21 protein-coding genes are annotated in these 19,060 nt (G+C 45.8%); 11 read left to right on the top strand and 10 right to left on the bottom strand.

Features of this window, described 5'->3' with window-relative positions:
• The first annotated feature begins 2 nt into the window (after positions 1–2).
• From MC7420_RS05920 to MC7420_RS05910, 3 genes are all read left to right on the top strand, one after another.
• Positions 3–1,214, top strand: a complete 1,212-nt coding sequence (locus tag MC7420_RS05920) for a serine/threonine protein kinase (protein ID WP_006099525.1) — start codon at positions 3–5, stop codon at positions 1,212–1,214.
• A 54-nt stretch (positions 1,215–1,268) separates the two neighbouring features.
• Positions 1,269–2,042: a Uma2 family endonuclease gene (locus MC7420_RS05915; protein WP_006099271.1), complete on the top strand. Its 774-nt coding sequence runs from the start codon at positions 1,269–1,271 to the stop codon at positions 2,040–2,042.
• A gap of 1,012 nt (positions 2,043–3,054) precedes the next feature.
• Positions 3,055–4,149 carry a DUF362 domain-containing protein gene (locus MC7420_RS05910; protein ID WP_006099500.1) on the top strand — a complete coding sequence of 365 codons (1,095 nt, stop codon included), beginning with the start codon at positions 3,055–3,057 and terminating at the stop codon, positions 4,147–4,149.
• On the opposite strand, the gene tsaD is transcribed toward MC7420_RS05910, so the two are convergent.
• A complete protein-coding gene (tsaD, locus tag MC7420_RS05905) occupies positions 4,146–5,204 on the bottom strand; it encodes a tRNA (adenosine(37)-N6)-threonylcarbamoyltransferase complex transferase subunit TsaD (protein ID WP_044205605.1) in 1,059 nt (352 codons plus the stop codon). The two genes, MC7420_RS05910 and tsaD, sit on opposite strands and share 4 nt — an antisense overlap.
• 431 nt (positions 5,205–5,635) lie before the next feature.
• Between tsaD and MC7420_RS05900 the strand changes: the two genes are divergently transcribed.
• From MC7420_RS05900 to purH, 4 genes are all read left to right on the top strand, one after another.
• Complete coding sequence (locus tag MC7420_RS05900; RefSeq protein WP_006099326.1) at positions 5,636–6,130, top strand: photosystem I reaction center subunit III superfamily; 495 nt, start codon at positions 5,636–5,638, stop codon at positions 6,128–6,130.
• Positions 6,131–6,184: 54 nt separating this feature from the next.
• Positions 6,185–6,313 (top strand): photosystem I reaction center subunit IX, encoded by a 129-nt coding sequence (gene psaJ, locus MC7420_RS05895; protein WP_006099310.1) that lies wholly within the window; start codon positions 6,185–6,187, stop codon positions 6,311–6,313.
• A gap of 135 nt (positions 6,314–6,448) precedes the next feature.
• Positions 6,449–6,646 carry a hypothetical protein gene (locus MC7420_RS05890; RefSeq protein ID WP_006099484.1) on the top strand — a complete coding sequence of 66 codons (198 nt, stop codon included), beginning with the start codon at positions 6,449–6,451 and terminating at the stop codon, positions 6,644–6,646.
• Between the two features lie 104 nt (positions 6,647–6,750).
• Positions 6,751–8,304, top strand: a complete 1,554-nt coding sequence (purH, locus tag MC7420_RS05885; protein WP_006099220.1) for a bifunctional phosphoribosylaminoimidazolecarboxamide formyltransferase/IMP cyclohydrolase — start codon at positions 6,751–6,753, stop codon at positions 8,302–8,304.
• 243 nt (positions 8,305–8,547) lie between these two features.
• Here purH and MC7420_RS05880 read toward each other — a convergent pair whose 3' ends face one another.
• From MC7420_RS05880 to psbN, 4 genes are all read right to left on the bottom strand, one after another.
• Positions 8,548–8,943, bottom strand: coding sequence for a DUF2281 domain-containing protein (locus tag MC7420_RS05880; protein ID WP_006099464.1), 396 nt, complete (start codon positions 8,941–8,943; stop codon positions 8,548–8,550).
• 337 nt (positions 8,944–9,280) lie between these two features.
• Positions 9,281–9,913 (bottom strand): hypothetical protein, encoded by a 633-nt coding sequence (locus MC7420_RS05875; protein WP_006099392.1) that lies wholly within the window; start codon positions 9,911–9,913, stop codon positions 9,281–9,283.
• 180 nt (positions 9,914–10,093) lie between these two features.
• On the bottom strand, positions 10,094–10,324 hold the full coding sequence (locus MC7420_RS05870; protein WP_006099459.1) for a DNA-directed RNA polymerase subunit omega: 231 nt from the start codon (positions 10,322–10,324) through the stop codon (positions 10,094–10,096).
• Between the two features lie 142 nt (positions 10,325–10,466).
• Complete coding sequence (gene psbN / locus MC7420_RS36585; RefSeq protein WP_006099531.1) at positions 10,467–10,598, bottom strand: photosystem II reaction center protein PsbN; 132 nt, start codon at positions 10,596–10,598, stop codon at positions 10,467–10,469.
• 85 nt (positions 10,599–10,683) lie between these two features.
• Here psbN and psbH point away from each other — a divergent pair, with 85 nt between their 5' ends.
• Both psbH and MC7420_RS05855 read left to right on the top strand, forming a co-directional pair.
• Complete coding sequence (gene psbH / locus MC7420_RS05860) at positions 10,684–10,887, top strand: photosystem II reaction center phosphoprotein PsbH (protein ID WP_006099348.1); 204 nt, start codon at positions 10,684–10,686, stop codon at positions 10,885–10,887.
• A gap of 191 nt (positions 10,888–11,078) precedes the next feature.
• Positions 11,079–11,366: a TatA/E family twin arginine-targeting protein translocase gene (locus MC7420_RS05855; protein WP_006099206.1), complete on the top strand. Its 288-nt coding sequence runs from the start codon at positions 11,079–11,081 to the stop codon at positions 11,364–11,366.
• 319 nt (positions 11,367–11,685) lie between these two features.
• Here MC7420_RS05855 and MC7420_RS05850 read toward each other — a convergent pair whose 3' ends face one another.
• Positions 11,686–12,414 (bottom strand): response regulator transcription factor, encoded by a 729-nt coding sequence (locus tag MC7420_RS05850; RefSeq protein ID WP_315897218.1) that lies wholly within the window; start codon positions 12,412–12,414, stop codon positions 11,686–11,688.
• 159 nt (positions 12,415–12,573) lie between these two features.
• Positions 12,574–12,717, bottom strand: a complete 144-nt coding sequence (locus MC7420_RS39230) for a hypothetical protein (protein ID WP_006099496.1) — start codon at positions 12,715–12,717, stop codon at positions 12,574–12,576.
• Positions 12,718–12,899: 182 nt separating this feature from the next.
• On the opposite strand from MC7420_RS39230, the gene MC7420_RS05845 reads away from it, so the two are divergent.
• Positions 12,900–13,526 (top strand): CPP1-like family protein, encoded by a 627-nt coding sequence (locus MC7420_RS05845; RefSeq protein ID WP_006099494.1) that lies wholly within the window; start codon positions 12,900–12,902, stop codon positions 13,524–13,526.
• Positions 13,527–13,736: 210 nt separating this feature from the next.
• On the opposite strand, the gene MC7420_RS05840 is transcribed toward MC7420_RS05845, so the two are convergent.
• The 3 genes from MC7420_RS05840 to MC7420_RS05830 all read right to left on the bottom strand — a co-directional run bounded on the left by MC7420_RS05840 (position 13,737) and on the right by MC7420_RS05830 (position 17,233).
• The gene (locus MC7420_RS05840) at positions 13,737–15,032 is read right to left on the bottom strand and encodes a 4-hydroxyphenylpyruvate dioxygenase family protein (RefSeq protein WP_006099509.1); all 1,296 of its coding nucleotides are present in this window, start codon (positions 15,030–15,032) and stop codon (positions 13,737–13,739) included.
• 45 nt (positions 15,033–15,077) lie between these two features.
• Entirely contained in the window at positions 15,078–16,361 is a 1,284-nt protein-coding gene (locus MC7420_RS05835; RefSeq protein ID WP_006099215.1) for an RNA-guided endonuclease InsQ/TnpB family protein, read from the bottom strand.
• A gap of 155 nt (positions 16,362–16,516) precedes the next feature.
• Positions 16,517–17,233, bottom strand: a complete 717-nt coding sequence (locus tag MC7420_RS05830; protein ID WP_006099278.1) for an SDR family oxidoreductase — start codon at positions 17,231–17,233, stop codon at positions 16,517–16,519.
• Positions 17,234–17,569: 336 nt separating this feature from the next.
• Here MC7420_RS05830 and MC7420_RS05825 point away from each other — a divergent pair, with 336 nt between their 5' ends.
• Entirely contained in the window at positions 17,570–19,054 is a 1,485-nt protein-coding gene (locus tag MC7420_RS05825; RefSeq protein WP_006099407.1) for a phytoene desaturase, read from the top strand.
• The last annotated feature ends 6 nt before the right edge of the window (positions 19,055–19,060 follow it).

The following is a 19,060-nucleotide window of genomic DNA, read 5'->3' as shown; positions in this document are numbered from 1 at the left end:
AGATGCCTAACGAGTATCTAAAACATGACCCAGACTATGAAAAATATGTGGATCGATTTATCAAGGAAGGACAACGATTAGCACGGCTATCCAGCAAGCCTCATCCTCATATTGTTAGAGTACGTGACTCATTTAAAGATGAGGATAACCACTGTCTGGTCATGGATTTTGTGCCAGGAGAAAATTTGTTTCAAGTCGTCAAACGGCTGGGTGCAATACCAGAAGCCCAGGCAGTAGAGTGTATTCGCCAAGTTGGAGAAGCTTTAATCGTGGTGCATCAGGCACGGTTGGTGCATAGAGATGCCCATCCGGGAAATATTATTTTGCATAGCAACGGTAATGCCGTTTTGATTGACTTTGGTATTGCGAAGGAATTGTTTCCCTCTACTCAGAGTTCAACAGGTAATGCTGGGAACTGGGGATTTGCTCCCTATGAACAGATACATCTTGGTAGTCGAGAGCCAAATGTAGATGTTTACTGTTTAGCAGCAACTCTATATTATGCGGTGACAGGTCAACGTCCAACAAAATCTTTAGATCGCAGGCTTTATAATACCCTCTTGATTCCTCCTCAGCACATTATTTCAGGTATTAGCGATCACGTTAATCAAGCTATTCTTAAAGGAATGGAATTGGAAGCCAAAAACCGTCCACAGTCGATGCAGGCGTGGTTGAAATTACTGGAAGTTACAAAAGTAGTCATTCCATCTTTCGATGCTCCAGTTTATGGGCGAAATTTTGTTAATCGTTCAACCCATAATAATTCTGGAAAACGTTTTAGAACAGTAATTTCAGGAAAAGCAAAGACTCTTCCCTGGGTTCGGCTGGTAGTAATATCAGGAGGCTACTTGTTAATGGGCATTTTATTGGTATTGACTGAGGCTGGGTTTGTCTCTTTAGTTGTGGCTGGGATTGTGTCTGGAATTGTGGCTTGGACTGTGGCTAAGGATGTAGTTTGGAATATGTCTGTGGTTGGGGGCGCTGTAGCTGGAGCTGTTTATGTAGCTATGGTTTTGGCTTTAAATTTGGCTGGAGATAGAACTGGGTTTATTGCTGTAGCTTTGGCTTTGGCTTGTGCTGGGGTTATGGTTTTGCCTATGGCTGGGAAGAAGTTACAAGAATCCTTCAGCAAGTTTCACACCTTTCTAATTTTGCTGGGAACATCTTGGTTAGGACTTGGATTAGGATGGCTTTTGGGTTCAATATTCCGGTGAGAAACTCAGCCGTTAAAACTAAGATACAGTTAGAGCTGTTATCCCCAGGTTCCGATGAGTTCTACAGCCAACCCACCAACCTTTCCCAAAACCCTACCTGACCATACTCAATTACCAGAATCTGATGGCACATTTGGGAACAACTTTCAGGAGCATCCCCAAAGCATTCTTTTAACCGATTCCATCACATCCATACTGCAACAATATCATCCAGATGGGCAATATTGTATTGGTCAAGATTGCGGGATTTACTGGCGTTTAACTGACCCACCCGAAAAAGGAGCCGAAGCACCGGACTGGTTTTATGTCCCCAATGTACCGCCTACGTTAAATGGTCAAATACGGCGGTCTTATGTATTGTGGCAAGAATTAATTCCACCCCTGATTGTTTTAGAATTTGTCTCAGGAGATGGCTCACAGGAACGAGATAATACTCCTTTATCCCGAACTCAAGAACCGGGAGCAGAAAAACCGGGAAAATTCTGGATATATGAACGGATAATTCGTCCAGCGTATTACGGCATTTATGAAGTGAACCGCGCCAGTGTTGAGGTTTATTGTTTAGTTGCAGGTCAATATCAATTAGTAACGGCAAATGAACAGGGTCATTATCCCATTTTACCGTTAGGTGTTGAATTGGGAATTTGGCAAGGTCGATATCAAAATACAGAATTACCCTGGTTACGTTGGTGGGATTCTGAAGGTAATTTATTGTTAACGGGTCATGAACAAGCCCAACAGGTTCAATCTCAATTAGACCAAGAACGTCAAAGAGCCGAGCGATTAGCTGCACAATTGCGAGCCGCAGGAATTGAACCCGATTTGTGATCTGATGTTTTGTAGCATTTCACCCTCATCCCCTAACCCCTTCTCCGGACCCCCTCGTTCCCCCCTACAAGAGGAGGGAGGACAGAGGATGCTTCGCTTTTGTGGCACGGGAGAAGGGGAACCGGAGTAATTAATGATAAAAAATGTAGTCAGATAAACCTTTGATATACAGCGTCTTTTACAGTGCTTTTCACGTTTATGAAATACAAAATTGTATCGGCTTGCTTTTCAGCGTAATCATCATCTGTGGTCTAAACTGTTCGGCATTTAAACCTTCATGTCAATAATGGCGAAATTCTTGCCGTAGTGCGAGCATCTTGCTCGCTACATTGAGCATCTTGCTCGCTACCCATTGCCAATTTAAATGCATGACAGCTCATTTCACCCTCATCCCCTAACCCCAACTCCGGACCCCCCTCGTTCCCCCCTACAAGAGGGGGGATGACAGAGGATGCTTCGCTTTTGTTTCATGGGAGAAGGGGAACCGGAGTAATTAATGATAAAAAATGTAGTCAGATAAACCTTTGATATACAGCGTCTTTTACAGCGCTTTTCACGTTGATGAAATACAAAATTGTATCGGCTTGCTTTTGGGCGCAATCATTGTCTGTATGTAGTCTATAGGACTTACGCAAAGACTCTATGTGTAGGGTGTGTTAGCGAAGCGTAACGCACCTTTTTCCCTGTAAGTTCGTAAGTTACAGTATTTTTCCCTAATCAATTAGTATCATTATGTAGGTGTACTTCATTTACCTGCAATCTGCTGTAAGCTGTCATGCATTTAAATTGGGTATTAGTAGCGAGCAAGATGCTCGCACTACAAGGCTTTCGCCATTATTGACATTAAGGTTTAAATGCCGAACAGCTTAACACCGTTCTTGCTCCCCTCTCCCCTGAGTGGGAGAGGGGCTGGGGGTGAGGGGTTTACTGATTTAAAATGGTACAAGATATCAACAAGTTTTAGCACTGAGCCAATTTAATTCAGAACTGTTGTTTTTGAACTCAAGCCACCATGCAACCCAATCACTCCACTCGCAAATACAAACGACGCCGCGTTTTGCGTTTAGCCGCACTCGCTGCGGGAACATCGATTCTACCTGCGGCTTGCAGAAGCGGGAATTCCACCTCGCCAACACCTGATGCAGCCGTTGATGCAACCGTTCCCACCACCACACCCACCCCCATCGCCCAGTCTCCATCCGGTAATGTGAGTAAAGTGGTTCTGGTGCGTACTGATGACCGAGTAGCAGGAACTCAAAAAGCACTGGATTTGCTACAACCCGAAGGACTTTCCGATCGCACTGTCTTCCTTAAGCCCAACTATAACACCGGAGATCCCGCCCCAGCCGCTACAGATACTCAACTCCTAGAGGCGTTGGTGCAAGAGTTACAGACTGCTGGAAGCCAAGGAATTACCATAGGCGATCGCTCCGGGATGGCAAATACTCGTCAAGCCATGGAACAAAAACAGGTGTTTCAATTGGCTGATCGCTATGGCTTGGAAACGATTGTTTTTGATGAGATGGATGCGGATCAATGGCAGTACATTTCCGCCGATGGAACCCACTGGCAAAAAGGGTTTGCCTTTGCTCGTCCCATTTTAGATGCAGGGGCAATTGTGAATACCTGTTGCTTGAAAACTCATCGTTTTGGCGGTCATTTTACCCTATCGCTGAAGAATTCAGTGGGGATGGTTGCCAAATATGTGCCAGGTGACTCGTTCAATTATATGCAGGATTTACATTCTTCCCCTCACCAACGAATCATGATTGCTGAAATTAACCAAGCCTACAAACCAGCGCTGATTCTATTAGATGGGGTAGACGCTTTTGTCAATGGTGGACCCGCCTCTGGAAAGAAGGTAAAAGCTGGGGTAATGCTGGCGGGAACCGATCGCGTGGCGGTTGATGCAGTCGCCATTGCCATCTTGCGATCGCTTGGCACCACGGACGCTGTTTCTGAGGGTTCAATTTGGCAGTTAGAGCAGATTCAACGAGCCGTAGAATTAGGATTAGGGGCGAGTAGCGCCGAACAAATCGAACTGGTAACGGCGGATAGCGCGAGCCAAACCATGGCTGATCAAATTCGTCAACTCTTAACGATTTAGCGATCGCCTGTTGACTGTGGGTAAAATTCCATCACCTTGGTAATCGGTAGCCGTGACTGTACACCAATGGTTAAAGGAGAGGTATGTCCCCGATTCAGATGATCCGCCGCCGCACAACCAATCATGGCAGCATTATCGGTACAATATTTAATCGGTGGGAAAAGAACGCGCAAATTGTGAGCTGACGCCGCCGCTTGTAGGTGCTGTCTCAAGCCACTATTTGCTGCAACACCACCCCCGACAGCAATTGTAGTTAACCCATAATCGATCGCGCAATTCACCGCCCGTTTGGTGAGCGATCGCGCGACGGTTTCCTGGAACGAAGCCGCCAGATCAGCCACTGGTAATTCATCCCCTTCTTGCTCTAATTTTTGCACTAACCGTAAGACAGCCGTCTTCAACCCACTAAAACTGGAATCATAAGGATGATATCCGCCACTGGGACGCGATACCCTTCCTTCTGGTAACTTAAAGGCGTGAGAATTCCCTTCCTTGGCTAACCGATCAATCGCAGGTCCCCCAGGATAACCCAGGTGTAACAATCGCGCTACCTTATCAAAAGCCTCACCCGCCGCATCATCACGAGTTGAACCCAACATTTCATAGACGCCACAGTCCTTAACATAAATTAAACTGGTATGACCCCCAGACACCAACAAACACAAAAATGGGGGTGCGAGTTCGGGTTCAATCAGATAGGTGGCGTAAATATGCCCTTCTAAGTGATGCACTCCCAGAAACGGCTTATTATGAACCATAGCCAGCGTTTTCGCCGCCGTTAACCCCATCAACAGGGAACCCACCAAACCGGGCGCACAAGTTGCCGCGATGCCATCAATCGCCTCCCAACCCAGATTCGCTTCGGTTAAAGCTTGAGCGATCGCGGTATTGATCATCTCCAAATGCGATCGCGACGCCACTTCCGGCACAATCCCGCCATAAGGCTGATGCACCGGAATCTGAGATGCCACAACATTACTGCAACAAGTGCGATCGTGCACCACCGCCACGGCGGTTTCGTCACAACTGGTTTCTATGGCTAAAACACAAGCCATCCGCCCATCACCTGAAATACTCAAGTTACATCTTAACTTGTTCAGTAAGATGGTAAAATCCTTTGAAAGGATTCCCGTATAGAAAATAACAGCGAAAACCAAGCTGGCTAGGGTCGGGAATCTGAACACTTTTGTGTAAACAAAAAGTTTTTCTGCCTTGGGAATCAGGGCAACTGCGCGGGTTCTCCCACTTGTCGGAGATAAAGGTTGGATTTCAACCAGAGACGCTGAGTAAGACCAATACATCTTGAGGGTGTGGCGGCATCGGCGAATGAGACGCGAAGCCAACATCATAATCTTTGATTTGATGTTGGTAGTTCACATAAACTTTACTCGGTTCAACCTCTCAGAGTAATATGGCTGGAGTGTACAAACCGTTTCTGTGTTTCGTACATAAAGCTTTAGATTTCGTAACAAAAGGAAACAATTCTATGCGACGATTGTTGGCTCTACTTTTCGCCGTTACCCTCTGGTTTAGCTTTGTCACCCCAGCCTTGGCTGATTTTGACCATCTCACCCCCTGTAGTGAGTCCCCCGCATTTCAGCAACGAGCGCAGAACGCCCGTCCAACCACCGACGACCCCGATTCCGGCAAAAAACGCTTTGAGCGTTATTCCGAAGCCCTCTGTGGTGATGACGGACTGCCCCACTTGATTGCCGATGGTCGCTGGAGTCGAGCGGGTGACTTTCTCATTCCTAGCATTCTCTGGCTATATATGGCTGGCTGGATTGGTTGGGTTGGTCGCGCCTATTTACAAGCGATTCAAAGCGAAAAGAATCCCGAAGAAAAAGAAATTATCATCGACGTGCCTTTGGCAATTAATAAAATGCTCTTTGGTTTTATTTGGCCCCTAGCAGCCGTACAAGAAGCCCTTTCTGGCAAATTGTATGCCAAGGCGGATGAAATTCCCGTATCCCCTCGCTAATCTAGAGATTGGCTTGATTGACTTACCTTACCTATTACGTTCAGGAGAAGTGTGATGCAGTATTTTCTCAAGTATCTGTCCTTAGCCCCGGTGTTAATTGCTGTTTGGCTAACCATTACCGCCGGAATTTTGATTGAGTTTAACCGCTTTTTCCCGGATCTCCTTTTCCATCCGATGCCTTAAGCCGACTGGTGGGTAGAGATTGAGGAGAGAATTTGTTGGTATTGTTATTTGGTGACATCCTCCCAACAGAATTGCCACCACAAGCTATCCAAAAATCCGACTTATAAGGATTAGTTGTAGCCGGAAAACTCGCTATTGCTTCATCGTAATTTTGAGTTTCCCAAAAATAATCCCGTCCCCCTAATTGGCGAGGACGGGATTTTTGATGAAGGAGTTATCAGTTATCAGTTATCAGTTATCAGTTATCAGTTATCAGGAGAGGAGGAAGATGGGGGAAATTGTGTAGGGGCGGGTTTCACAACTATCTTTGCGGTTACACCCAGATGTAACTAAACCCGCCCCGACTTAACGCATGACCAATGACGAATGACGAATGACCAATGACGAAACATCCCCAATCCCAGATATCCTAAAGAAGATTGTGATTGAGAAGAGTTATGGCACGTTTAGCCCTGCTGAGTGTATCGGATAAAACTGGACTGGTTGAGTTTGCCCGTCAGTTAGTTACAGAATTTGACTTTGCCTTAATGAGTAGTGGGGGAACCGCAAAAGCCCTGCAAGCGGCGGACTTACCCGTAACTAAAGTATCTGATTATACAGAATTTCCCGAAATTTTAGGGGGTAGAGTGAAAACCCTGCATCCCCGGATTCATGGTGGTATTCTGGGACGGCGTGATGTGGCGGAAGATGTGGAACAAATGGTAGCCCATCAGATTCTACCCATTGATTTGGTGGTGGTGAACTTGTATCCCTTTGCAGAAACGATCGCGAAACCGGATGTGACATTATCAGAGGCGATCGAGAATATTGATATTGGTGGACCCGCCATGTTACGGGCGTCAGCCAAAAACTTTGCCCATCTCACAGTTTTGTGTAACCCCAGTCAATATGACACCTATCTCGAACAATTACGCCAGCATGAGCATCACCCGTCTCTAGAATTCCGCCAATCTTGTGCGATAGAAGCATTTTCTCATACAGGTGATTACGATCGCGCGATCACCTCCTACCTCAGCCAAACCCAGGAAACCTCATCCACCTCATCCTCTACCCAAGAAGATTTTGTCCTCTCTGGAAAGCAACTGCAATCCCTACGCTACGGAGAAAATCCCCATCAATCCGCCACCTGGTATCAAACCGGAACCTCTCCCACGGGATGGACAGCCGCAACCAAACTGCAAGGAAAAGAACTCAGTTACAATAACCTAGTGGATTTAGAAGCCGCACGGCGGATTATTACTGAATTTACTGATTTACCTGCGGCGGCTGTTCTGAAACATACCAATCCCTGTGGTGTGGCGTTAGGAGGTACGCTTTTTGAAGCTTACGAAAAAGCCTTACATGCTGATCCCGTTTCTGCCTTTGGCGGTATTGTCGCCTTGAACCATCCGATTGACATGTCTACAGCCGGGGCGTTAACCCAAACCTTCTTGGAATGTGTCGTCGCGCCAGAGTGTGAACCCGACGCCAAAGAGATTCTGGCGAAAAAATCGAAGTTAAGAGTATTACTTTTACCAGACTTACAACAAGGTCCCAAGCAAACTGTAAAAGCTATTGCTGGCGGGTTACTGGTACAAGCCTCAGATGATGTAGTCGATAACCCCGACGACTGGCAAATTGTCACCGACAAGCAACCGACAACCGATCAATTAGAAGAGTTATTATTTGCCTGGAAGGTTTGTAAACACGTTAAATCCAACGCCATTGTCGTCACCCGCGATCGCGCCACATTAGGAATTGGTGCAGGTCAAATGAATCGCGTCGGTGCGGTGAAAATTGCCTTGGAACAAGCTGGGGAAAAAGCGACAGGGGGTATTCTCGCCAGTGATGGATTCTTCCCCTTTGATGACTCAGTACGCACAGCGGCTGATGCTGGAATAAGTGCGATCGTACAACCTGGTGGAAGTTTACGGGATAAGGATTCGATTCAGGCGGCGAATGAATTGGGTTTAGTTATGGTGCTAACAGGTATGCGTCACTTTTTGCATTAACCAACAGGCTATAAATTTAAAGCGGGACATACTGGTTGAGATAAGGTTTTAAGTTTTAGGTTTTTGAGCCTCTCGTAACACTTAACCCCTTCTCACAGATCAATGTCCTGCTTTGAGTTGGGGCTACAGGTTTGGTGTATGCTTTCAGCCATCTCTAAGCATTCAAAACTTCATAAAGTGCCGCTTTTTTTTTCGACTACTTAGTCTAAACTCCAGCGCAGTTCAGGGTCAGTAAGCATTTTGTTAGCTTACCTGCTTTTGTTGTCTTTGCTGTAAAAATTCGGCAAAATCGCGAACTTCGGCAACTAAATCATCGGATAAATTATCTAGAACAGCCGCTAAATGTTCCCGAACTCCCATAATCTCACGAGCAGATTTGACTAAGTGCAACTGATGGGGATAAACTGTTTCTACACCAAGAGTTTCCATAAAAGCGTCAGGTTCATCTGGGTTAGCTGGGATAAAATTACCGCTGATTTCCGCTTTCACCCATCCACCAAATAACTCAACTAAATAAGCTTCGCCATTATTGAATACTTCAACAATAGCTCCAGTGGTTCCCGGAGGTGCAACTCCTCCATCTGTTAAACTAATTTCCTGTGTTAAATTAACGGCATCAAATAGCTGAAATTTACTCATTGCTGATACTTGCTTGCATCATTGTAGACGTTTGAGAAATATAGCAGTAGACACATCGATTAGGACTTTCGGCACCATTGTAGAGACGCGCCATGGCGCGTCTCTACATAAATGATGTGTCCTAACCGCTATGGCGGTTGCTATAGCAGGTAAGATTTAAGCTTTTTGCTCAGATTGATAGAGAACGCCATGCTGACTTGGGTGAACCGATAGATTTTGATAATTTCAACTAACTATTCAGATGTACTTCCTCGATACAAATAAGGGAGCGATCGCATACACTCTCCTCTATTCCCCAACCTGGCGCTAACGGCTCAACAAGTGCTAAATGGTAATGTCAAAAATTGATGTTCAGTAAATCAGCATCCCCAGGTTGAGGTAATCGGGGATTAGATGGGCGAGTTGGAGTAGAAGGCGGCGACGGCTGCGGGTTGGGTGTTGACATTTGGGGATCGGGGCGATTGGGATTATAAATGCTAACCAAAACCTCAATCAACTCCTCTCGCTGCTGGCGCGTCAGCTTTTCTATCGCCGCGCGATCGCCTGCCATCGGATTTTCCGTTAATGTGTTACTACCAGGATACTCAGATTCATTGATATACTCATTCGCCCCCAGATAGTCAGCCAGCGTCAACTTCCAATCAAACCGATAATTAGGAAGACGTCTTTTCTCATACAGGTGATAACGAATCAGACGACTTACCAATGTACTCTCTAAATTGACTTCGCCCGTTTCATTGGTGACATACTGGTTTTCTTTGGGAAAATCGGGCAACTGTTCATAAACTTGACGCCAAGTATCCTGCGATCGCATTAATTGGGCGCTGGCGGGTTGGGAACTTATAATTGACAAAACGGGGATAGTCCTAATCCCCGCTTTACCCCAGCCCAAGCTGATACTCGTCAGAATGGCAAGGGTGAACAGCATAACTAAGCGCGTCGCCTTACCCTTCCGTTTCAGTTGGATCATAGTGAATAGGATGATATAGCTGTCGCCATAAAGATTACTCCCTCTCTGGTAGACGATTACCTATTTTCCTCTTCCCCAGCTTCCAGACGTAGCATGCTACGTCTCTACATGCTCCAAGAGCTTAATCGTATCTACGAAGCTGCTCAAGTATTTCCAAGGGCGCTGCACTAGCGCCCACCTTTAGTCCCCAATAATTTCCGGTTGTGTCAATTCATCAGACATCTCAATGATTGCCCGCAGTACTGGCTTCATCATTGGATCATCCAGATTTTCAAAATCTTCATAGCGACGGCGCTTTGCCCGATTTGCCACTTGCACCGTAATCCGATAGCGGTTAGAAGCAGCGGTGACTAGCTCCTCAGCCCGGTGCATAATTTGACTCGAATCAAACTGGTAACGCCGATGCAGCATAGATTTTTAGTTCCTAAAGTAGCAAGTTATCAGTCTAGCATTTTTGACCAATAACTCCTTGTGTTAGCGCCGTGGAGCAAAGCTCACAAATAAAGCGAAGCTCAGAAATAACTCCCCTCCCTTCAGACCGGAAAGTCAGAGCTTAGTCCTCATGGTCTTCAAATGGATCACTCAATTCAGCCGAAGGCGGACCAAACGCTGTGTAGATGGAAAAGCCAGTGACGGCGATTAGAATCACAGCGACTGAAATGCTAAGAACTATTGCAGGTTCCATTGTGGATATCATATAAATGAGTCTTCTTCCTCTATAATATTACAGAACATTACAAAACGTGATCGAAATTAATCATAGGTGACCCATGGCACAACAGACGCGGTTAGGAGATATTCTCAAACCCCTGAACTCTGAATATGGTAAAGTAGCTCCCGGTTGGGGAACAACGCCCTTAATGGCAGTGTTCATACTCTTATTCTTCGTTTTCTTGCTAATTATCTTGCAGCTATACAACTCTTCGCTGTTGCTAGAGAACATCAATGTGGATTGGAGAAGCCTAGGTCAATAGGTCTCTAGGTTTTGAGCGTTCATGGTTCATCGTTCATGGTTCATAGCCATAAACTTTTCTCTAATCAGGCATGAACCATGAATATCCTCTCCCTGTCTGCTTGTCAGTGGGGAGATAATTGTCAATGAAAACTAAACTTTAGCATTTGATATACAATAGAAACCGCTATTGGTATATCAGGAGGTTATGAAATGAACGTTTTTGGTATTGGTTTACCGGAAATGGCGCTGATTTTAATCGTGGCGTTATTAGTATTTGGACCGAAAAAGTTACCAGAGATTGGTCAGAGTCTAGGGAAAGCTATTCGTGGTTTTCAAGATGCCTCGAGAGAATTTGAAACGGAATTTAAGCGGGAGGCTCAACAATTAGAACAAGCGGCGAAAACACCTGCCCTGTCTGAAACTCAGCAGCAAGCTACTTCTGAAGGTGATTCAACAGATAGCAATAACCATGCCGCTACTCCGTCTCAAGCTAGCTAAAAACATAGTTTTTAGCGAACGTGAAGACAAAGAATTGGTAGATACTAACTGATTTTTCCCTAGCTGTTCTCATTTCTCAGTGCTTAAACTTCCACAAAACGCCAGGATATTGATGTCCTAAGGATGGCACTCACTCACTAAGAATGAAAAAGTAACCAACATCAGATTGGTAAGGGGGGAATCAAAATTCTATCGGTCTTGGGAATCCGGGCGGCTGCTGATAGACAGGATGTAAGACTTAATCGTAGGCAGTCTATGATGAAGCAATTCGTGATGAACTCAAAAACTGACACCATGACATAAGCTTGGTGTCAGTTGTTCATAAAGACCGTTGCCCATTATTTTGCTCAGTGTTGGGTGCTTCAAACTTGTAGCCAACCCCCCGAATTGTTTGGATTAACTTCGGGTCACTCGCATCGATTTCGATCTTTTTGCGAATTTGTCCAATATGAACGTCAACAACTCGTTGGTCTCCAACATAGTCGTATTCCCAAACTTCCTGAATCAATTCAGAACGGCGCAGGACTTGACCCGGGTGAGATGCTAAGAAATGTAACAAATCGAACTCTAGAGCGGTCAAGGGGACAAGTTGGTCGTGAAGGGTCACCTCCCGACGGGTGGGATCAATCGTCAAGTGATTGTAAACGAGACGTTGTTGGTCAGACGGCGTAATTTCTCGCTTACGTCTCAAAATCGCCCCAACTCGGTTTTCGAGTTCCATTAAATCGAAGGGCTTGGTGAGATAATCATCACCACCCTGTTTGAACCCTTGATTTTTGTCATCGGGTTGATCGCGAGACGTGAGGAAGAGGACAAAAACATCATTCATGCTTTGCATTTCCCGGCAAAGGTTGTAGCCAAGGGCATCTGGCAAATTCACATCCAGAATTACTAAGTCTGGGTTGAATTGCTTAAATGTGGCTAGAGCCGTCTTACCATCCTGCGCCGACTCCATTTGATAGTTCTTTGTGCTCAAAAAGCGAATTATTAAATTGCGGATTGCCGGATCGTCGTCCACGACAAGAATTTTGGCGGAGACCATGGTCATAAATTTCCACGGAGAACTAATTTCAGGGATTGATACAAGATGCACACCTATTCACCACTAGGATGTATTGAGCATTTTAGTCAATACTCTTATAGCGTAGCTGGATCAGGAATCAGGATATAGATTTTTGTGACATCAATGGCGTAATCAGCATTTAAGTCAATTATCGCCAGAGAATGCAGGGATGCCAATAGCGGCTAGCATCATTACCCAAGTGGGAAAATAGGGCAGCCGCCCAATAGCATAACCGCTTTTGGCAGATCTGGCATCACTTGGGCTTGCCTCAACGAATTTTTCTGCCAAGAGGACTTGTTTGCAAAGAACAGGCTACACTAGCTTGCAAGGGAGTTAGCATGGCACTCGGTACATAAACTAGGCTGTTACCCATTGGGTGCAGCAGGGTTTAGAAAATCGATGTCTATCATAATAACCAGTGTAGAGTCTTACATATACCAGTGAAAAAAGGGATGTCTAGGAGGTTTTGAATGAGCGATCAAAATCCCTACGAAAAACTTGGGGTTACAGAAGATGCTTCCTTTGATGAAATTCAGGATGCTAAAGGGCGCTTGATGCAGCAGCATCGCGGCGAACCTAAGCTTGTCGAGTCAGTAGAGGCGGCTTATGATGCGATTATTATGGATCGCCTCAGAATGCGCCAAGAAGGAAAAATCAAGGTTCCAGAACGCATTCGTTTTCCAGAACGGGAAAAAGTGCCACAAACCCCTTTGGGTTTTAGCTCTCCCTCAGCCAATTCCTCTCCGGCTTGGTTGCAAGGACTGTTAGATACCCCGACGAGGAGTGATCTAGTTGCCCCCACGGTTGTGTTCTTGGTCTTGATTGGTCTGACTCTGTTTTATCCAGAAGCGTCAATTCTTACCTTTACTGTCGCCTTGGGGTTTGGCGGTACGATTTATTTCCTCAATCGCAAAGAACAACAATTTGGTCGGGCTGTATTGCTCACCCTCGTTGGTTTACTGCTAGGTGTAGCGTTGGGAACCGTTCTGGGAGGAGCATTAGAGTCACTGCTTATCGACATGGGTTTGACCGTTGAGAAATTTGCCTCCTTGGTCACCTTTGTCTTGTTCTGGCTGATTAGCAGCTTCCTGCGATGAAAGGGGGGAAGAGGAGAAGACAAGAGGGTAAATTCCATCGGGATAAATCTCTGCCCATCCTTCACTTCTCCTTCACTTCTTCACTTCGGAAAGAGGACATGGTTTGAGGACATAATTTTGGGTAACAATGGGTAGAGATGTTCAGCTTTTTTTCCTGTAGCTACCTACCTTCTCTGTTGCCTGTTCCCTCTTTTCCCTAAAAAATACGGATCAACTCTTTTCCATCGGCAAACAACCGCGTTTCATCTGCTCCCGCTCGATCGCCTCAAACAAAGCCTGGAAATTCCCCTCACCAAAGCCTTTGGCTCCCCATCGCCGTTCGATGAACTCAAAAAAGAAGGTGGGTTCGGCGAAAATGGGTTGGGTAAAGGTTTGCAGCAGCAACGCTTGCGGGGATTGAGCTTGCCAATCCACTAGAATTTGCTGCTGCGCGATCGCATCCCATGCCGCCGTCGAGAAATTATAACCCGGATAGCGATCGCGCAGTTGACTGTAATAACTGGGGGGAACGTTGATGAAGGACATACCCTGACGACGCCGTTGCGCGATCGTACCCACAATATTTCTCGTGGCTATAGCAATATGCTGGACTCCGGCTCCTCCGTTCACATCCAGAAATTCCTGAATTTGAGAATTCGCCGATGTCGGTTCATTAATGGGCAATTGTGTCCCGGTTACCGGATGCACCATCACCTGAGAGCATAAGCCAGATTTCTCAGTCTGGATGGTAAACACCTGCTGCGGTTGGAAGTCCAACACCTGCTGATACCACTGAACCGCTTTCGCTAAATCCCCAGCCGCCACATTCAGGACAATGTGATCGATATGGGTAAACGCTTCAGTTGGGGATTGGGGAAGTGTTGAATGTAGAGACGCGCCATGGTGCGTCTGAGGGGTGAATGTTGACCCTTCACTTCGCTCAAGGACAGGATTTGTAGGGGCGGGTTTAGGGATTTTCTTGTCGCTATCGATGGTAACGTTTGTACACAACCCGCCCTGACCGAGTTTTGAGTCAAATCCCCCATCTCCCTTGTCTTTTTGACTGACTCCGTTTGACCCCAACTTAGTTTCACTCAGCCAGTCTACCTGTACCGGAAAGCAGAGGATGGGATTAAAGCTATGGCGTTCGACCAAAGTATGAGTCATATCGCCCCATGCAGCGACTTTAGCCCACTTTATGCATCCATCCTCATAAACTTGGGTTTGAAGAGGTTGTAAGACCTTAGCGCCGCGTTGGAGAAGTTTTTCCAGGCTCCATTCCAGATCGGCAACCTTAAAGGCAATATCAGCAACACCTGGAGGATGCTGGCGCAGAAACTGGGCAACGGGACTATTCGGCGCGATCGCAGACGACAGGACAAAATAAATAGCACCATTCTTAACTACTGTAGTGCATGTGTGACAACTCGCCCCCGATGCCACAAATTCAAAACCCATCTGCTGAACAAACCAATCGCGGCAGGTTAGCGCATCTTTAACATAAAAGTGAATGTGATCGATTCTCATCGCTTATCCGATCCGGCAGCTTACTTGGTTTTGACACTCTCCACCCTACAAGGACGAAGATTCTTCGTTCACCGATCCGGCTTGCCTTGACAGGATTTCTCCAATCAAAGTAGAGGTCGGGTCTCCCGAAGCGTTCAGATTTAATCCTTCGACTTCGCTCAGGATTAACACCGAGCAAAGTCGAGGTGTTAAAATCCAAGTTCCGACATGCCCTGCCGTACTTAAGGCTATTTTCAGAATATTGATTGCAGCATTCCAGTCTCGATCCAAAACGCATCCACATCGACAAATGTGAGTTCTAGTGGACAAAGATTTTTTAACTACTGTGCCGCAGTTAGAGCATTGCTCAGAGGTGTAGGCAGGATTAACCGCAATGGTTGTTTTGCCAAATTTAACTCCAAAATACTCTAACCATTTTCTGAACTGATACCAACCTGCATCATTAATCGATTTGGCTAAACAATGATTTCTGACTAGGTTTTTGATCCTCAAATCTTCATAAGCGACCAAATCGTTAGATTGGATGACGCAACGTGCCACTCTCTTGGCATGTTCTTCACGCTGCCTACTTATTTTGAGGTGTTTTCGCCCTAATCGGTTAATCGCTTTCTTTCGGTTGACCGAGCCTTTTTCTTTGCGTGAAATTCGCCTTTGAAGAAATCTTAGACGTTTTTCGCCCTCCTGATAAAACCGGGGATTAGGTTCTTGGTATCCATTGCTATCGGTATAGAATTCTTTGAGTCCCACATCCAAACCGATGGTGTTTCCTGTCGGCTGGCTTTCTATTTTGTTTTCAGCGTTAACCCTTCGACTTCGCTCAGGATTAACCAAAAATTGTACGTAGTAGCCATCAGCGCGACGAACCAACCGCACCCGTTTTATCCGATCAAGTTGATAGAAGTTTAAATCCCACGTCCCTTTGAGCTTGAGTTGACCAATTCCCTTTTTGTCTGTGAAGGTTATTTGCTTCCGAGTTTCGGAAAGTTTCCATCCGCTAGTCTTATATTCAACCGAACGACAGTTTTTCTTGAATTTTGGATAACCTTTCTTTCCCGGAATAGCTTTTTTGCAATTACTGTAGAATCGAGCGATTGACGAATAGGCTCGTTCTACAGCCGTTTGGCAAGCATGGGAATTTATGTCTTTGACAAAAGGAAACTCAGCTCTTAGCGATGTGTTGTAACGATACAAGTCTTTTTGCCCAACATTTTTGTTGTCCATCCAGTAACGGATGCACTTATTGCGAACAAACTGAGCTGTTCTTATCGCTTCATCGATCGCTGAATATTGAGTTGTTTTTCCTTTAGCCTTGAACTCAAAAACCAGCATTTGACGTGGAAAAACCCTAAATCAATATTGTCGCACATAAAAGTCGCCCTGGAAGGTGTTCCTGAGCGTGTCGAAGGACGAGGAGCTTGAGACCCATTGTTTTCGGTCATTTGTTGATTGCCCATGGAAACCCCGGAAAAGACAAGAATTAGTGATCAGAAAAATAGATGGCTTTCTGGCTGGATGTTGATTTCCATTGGTACGGCTTGGGGATCAGCTCTCAGGGCAAACAGAATGGCATTCGCTGCTGTTTGCGGAGTCAGCATCTTTTTGCGATCCACTTTTAAGCTGACATTATCCCAGAAGGGCGAATCTACACCGCCAAAGTAAAAGAGTGTAAACTTAATCCCAAAGCGCTTTAATTCATCTGCCATACATTTGCTAAATCCGACAACGCCGAACTTCGAGGCGCAGTACGCTGACGCCATCGCCATGGAATGTTTGCCTAAAATGCCAATGATGTTACAAATGTGACCGGATTTTTGACCCTTCATCACTTCAGCGGCGGCTTGACAGGTATAGAAGCTACCTTTGAGATTTAAGTCCAGCATCGCCTCTAAGTCAGCCGATGTAATTTTGTTGTACTGTTTAAGAATTCCCGCCCCTGCCGCATTGATGAGTACGTCAATTTGACCAAACTTGTCAACCGCCTTCTGCATCAGCGTTTCCACTTGGGCTGGATCGGTGATATTCGTGGGTACATTTAAGATTTGCTCTAGGTTAGCCATGGGGAGTTGGGAGGTCAAAGTGGCTAGGCGATCGCTCTGTCTGGCGGCGAGGACTAAATTGGCTCCCTCTTTTGCCAATTGGTGGGTTATAGCCGATCCAATACCCCCTGTGGCACCGACGACCACTATAACTTTATCTGGCATATAATTTTACATTTCTTTACATCTTTACCTATGATAGAGCGATTTATCCGTTGTCATTGGTCTTATGTCGAATGGCACTGACTTTAGAGTTTGTAGTAAGCGCTTTAGCGCTTCTGGCACTAAAGTGCCTACTACGAACCCAGCTTAAGTCAGTGACATTGGTCTTATGTCCGTTGTCCTTGGTCAAAGGTTACCATCAATAGCAACAAGAACGTTCCCTTAGCCGTTCAACCGGGGCGGGTTTAGTTACATGAGGTCTCAAACAAAGGATAATAGTCAAACCCGCCCCTACATTCAGACAGACGCGCCATGGCGCGTCTCTACTCAAAACTAACTATGCATATTGTGGTCATTGGTAGCGGATTTGGGGGACTCTCGGCAGCGATTCGGTTACAGGCTGGGGGTCATCGGGTAACGATTGTGGAAAAGCGCGATCGCGCCGGGGGGCGTGCGTATGTTTATCAACAGCAGGGGTTTACCTTTGATGGGGGTCCCACGATTATTACGGTGCCACATTTAATCGATGAATTATTTGCCCTAGCTGGGAAAAAGACTGCCGATTATGTCAAACTTGTCCCCCTTGAACCCTTTTATAACGTCCGCTTTCCCGATGGGTCAGTCTTTCACTACAATAATTCTACCGACTATTTAATTGAACAAATTCGGGCGTTTAATCCAGCCGATGTCGCCGGATATCAACGCTTTGCTAAAGCCGCAAACGCTATTTTCGAGAAAGGATTGCCGTTAATGGAGCAATCGTTTAGTCGCTTCACGGATATGCTAAACGTGGCTCCGGATTTGATTCGCTTACAGACTTATAAATCCGTGGCTGGGTTGGTGAATCAGTACATTCAAGATGAACGATTGCGGCAAGTTTTTAGCTTTCATCCTTTATTAATTGGAGGGAATCCATTTCAGAGTACGGCTATCTACGCCATGATTCACAAGTTAGAACAGGCGTTTGGGATTTGGTTTCCCATGGGAGGAACGGGCGCATTAGTTCAGGCGTTGGTGCAATTGTTTCAGGAACTTGGGGGACAACTATTACTGAATCAATCGGTAACGGAAATTGTCATAGATGAACGGACGAAACAAGCCACAGGCGTGAGGGTAGAGGGTGGAGAGGGGCTGAAGGTAGATGCGGTGGTGAGTAATGCGGATGTGGCGTTTACGTACTTGAATTTAGTTTCCCAGAAATTTCGCCGCAAATATAATGACCGTCGCGTTAAACAGATGCGTTATTCCATGTCGTTGTTTGTGCTGTATTTTGGTACAAATCGTCAGTATCCAGAGATGGCACATCATGAAATATTGATGGGGACTCGGTATCGGGAATTAATGCGGGATATTTTTGGGCGTCAGCAGCTTGCGGAGGATTTTGCGTTGTACTTACATCATCCGACGGCGACTGATTCATCATTAGCCCCACCTGGGTGTGATAGTTGGTATGTGTTATCGCCAGTTCCGAATTTGAGGAGTCAAACCGATTGGCGGGTGATGGCGAAACCGTATCGGGATCGGATTATTGAGTATTTAGAACAGCATTATTTGCCGGATTTGTCTAAGCATATAGTCACCGAACATTATATTGATCCGTTGCATTTTCGTGATACGTTAAATAGTTATTTAGGCAGTGCGTTTTCCGTGGAACCGATTCTCACGCAGTCGGCTTGGTTTCGTCCTCATAATCGGAGTGAGGATATTCCGAATCTCTATTTTGTGGGAGCGGGAACGCATCCGGGGGCGGGATTACCAGGGGTGATGAGTTCGGGAAAAATTGCGGCGCGGTTGATTGAAGAAAGTTGTACGGTGCGGGTTTAAATAAGC

This window comes from Coleofasciculus chthonoplastes PCC 7420 (assembly GCF_000155555.1).
Taxonomy (GTDB): domain Bacteria; phylum Cyanobacteriota; class Cyanobacteriia; order Cyanobacteriales; family Coleofasciculaceae; genus Coleofasciculus; species Coleofasciculus chthonoplastes_A.
This window is presented reverse-complemented; position numbering and strand designations above follow the sequence as displayed.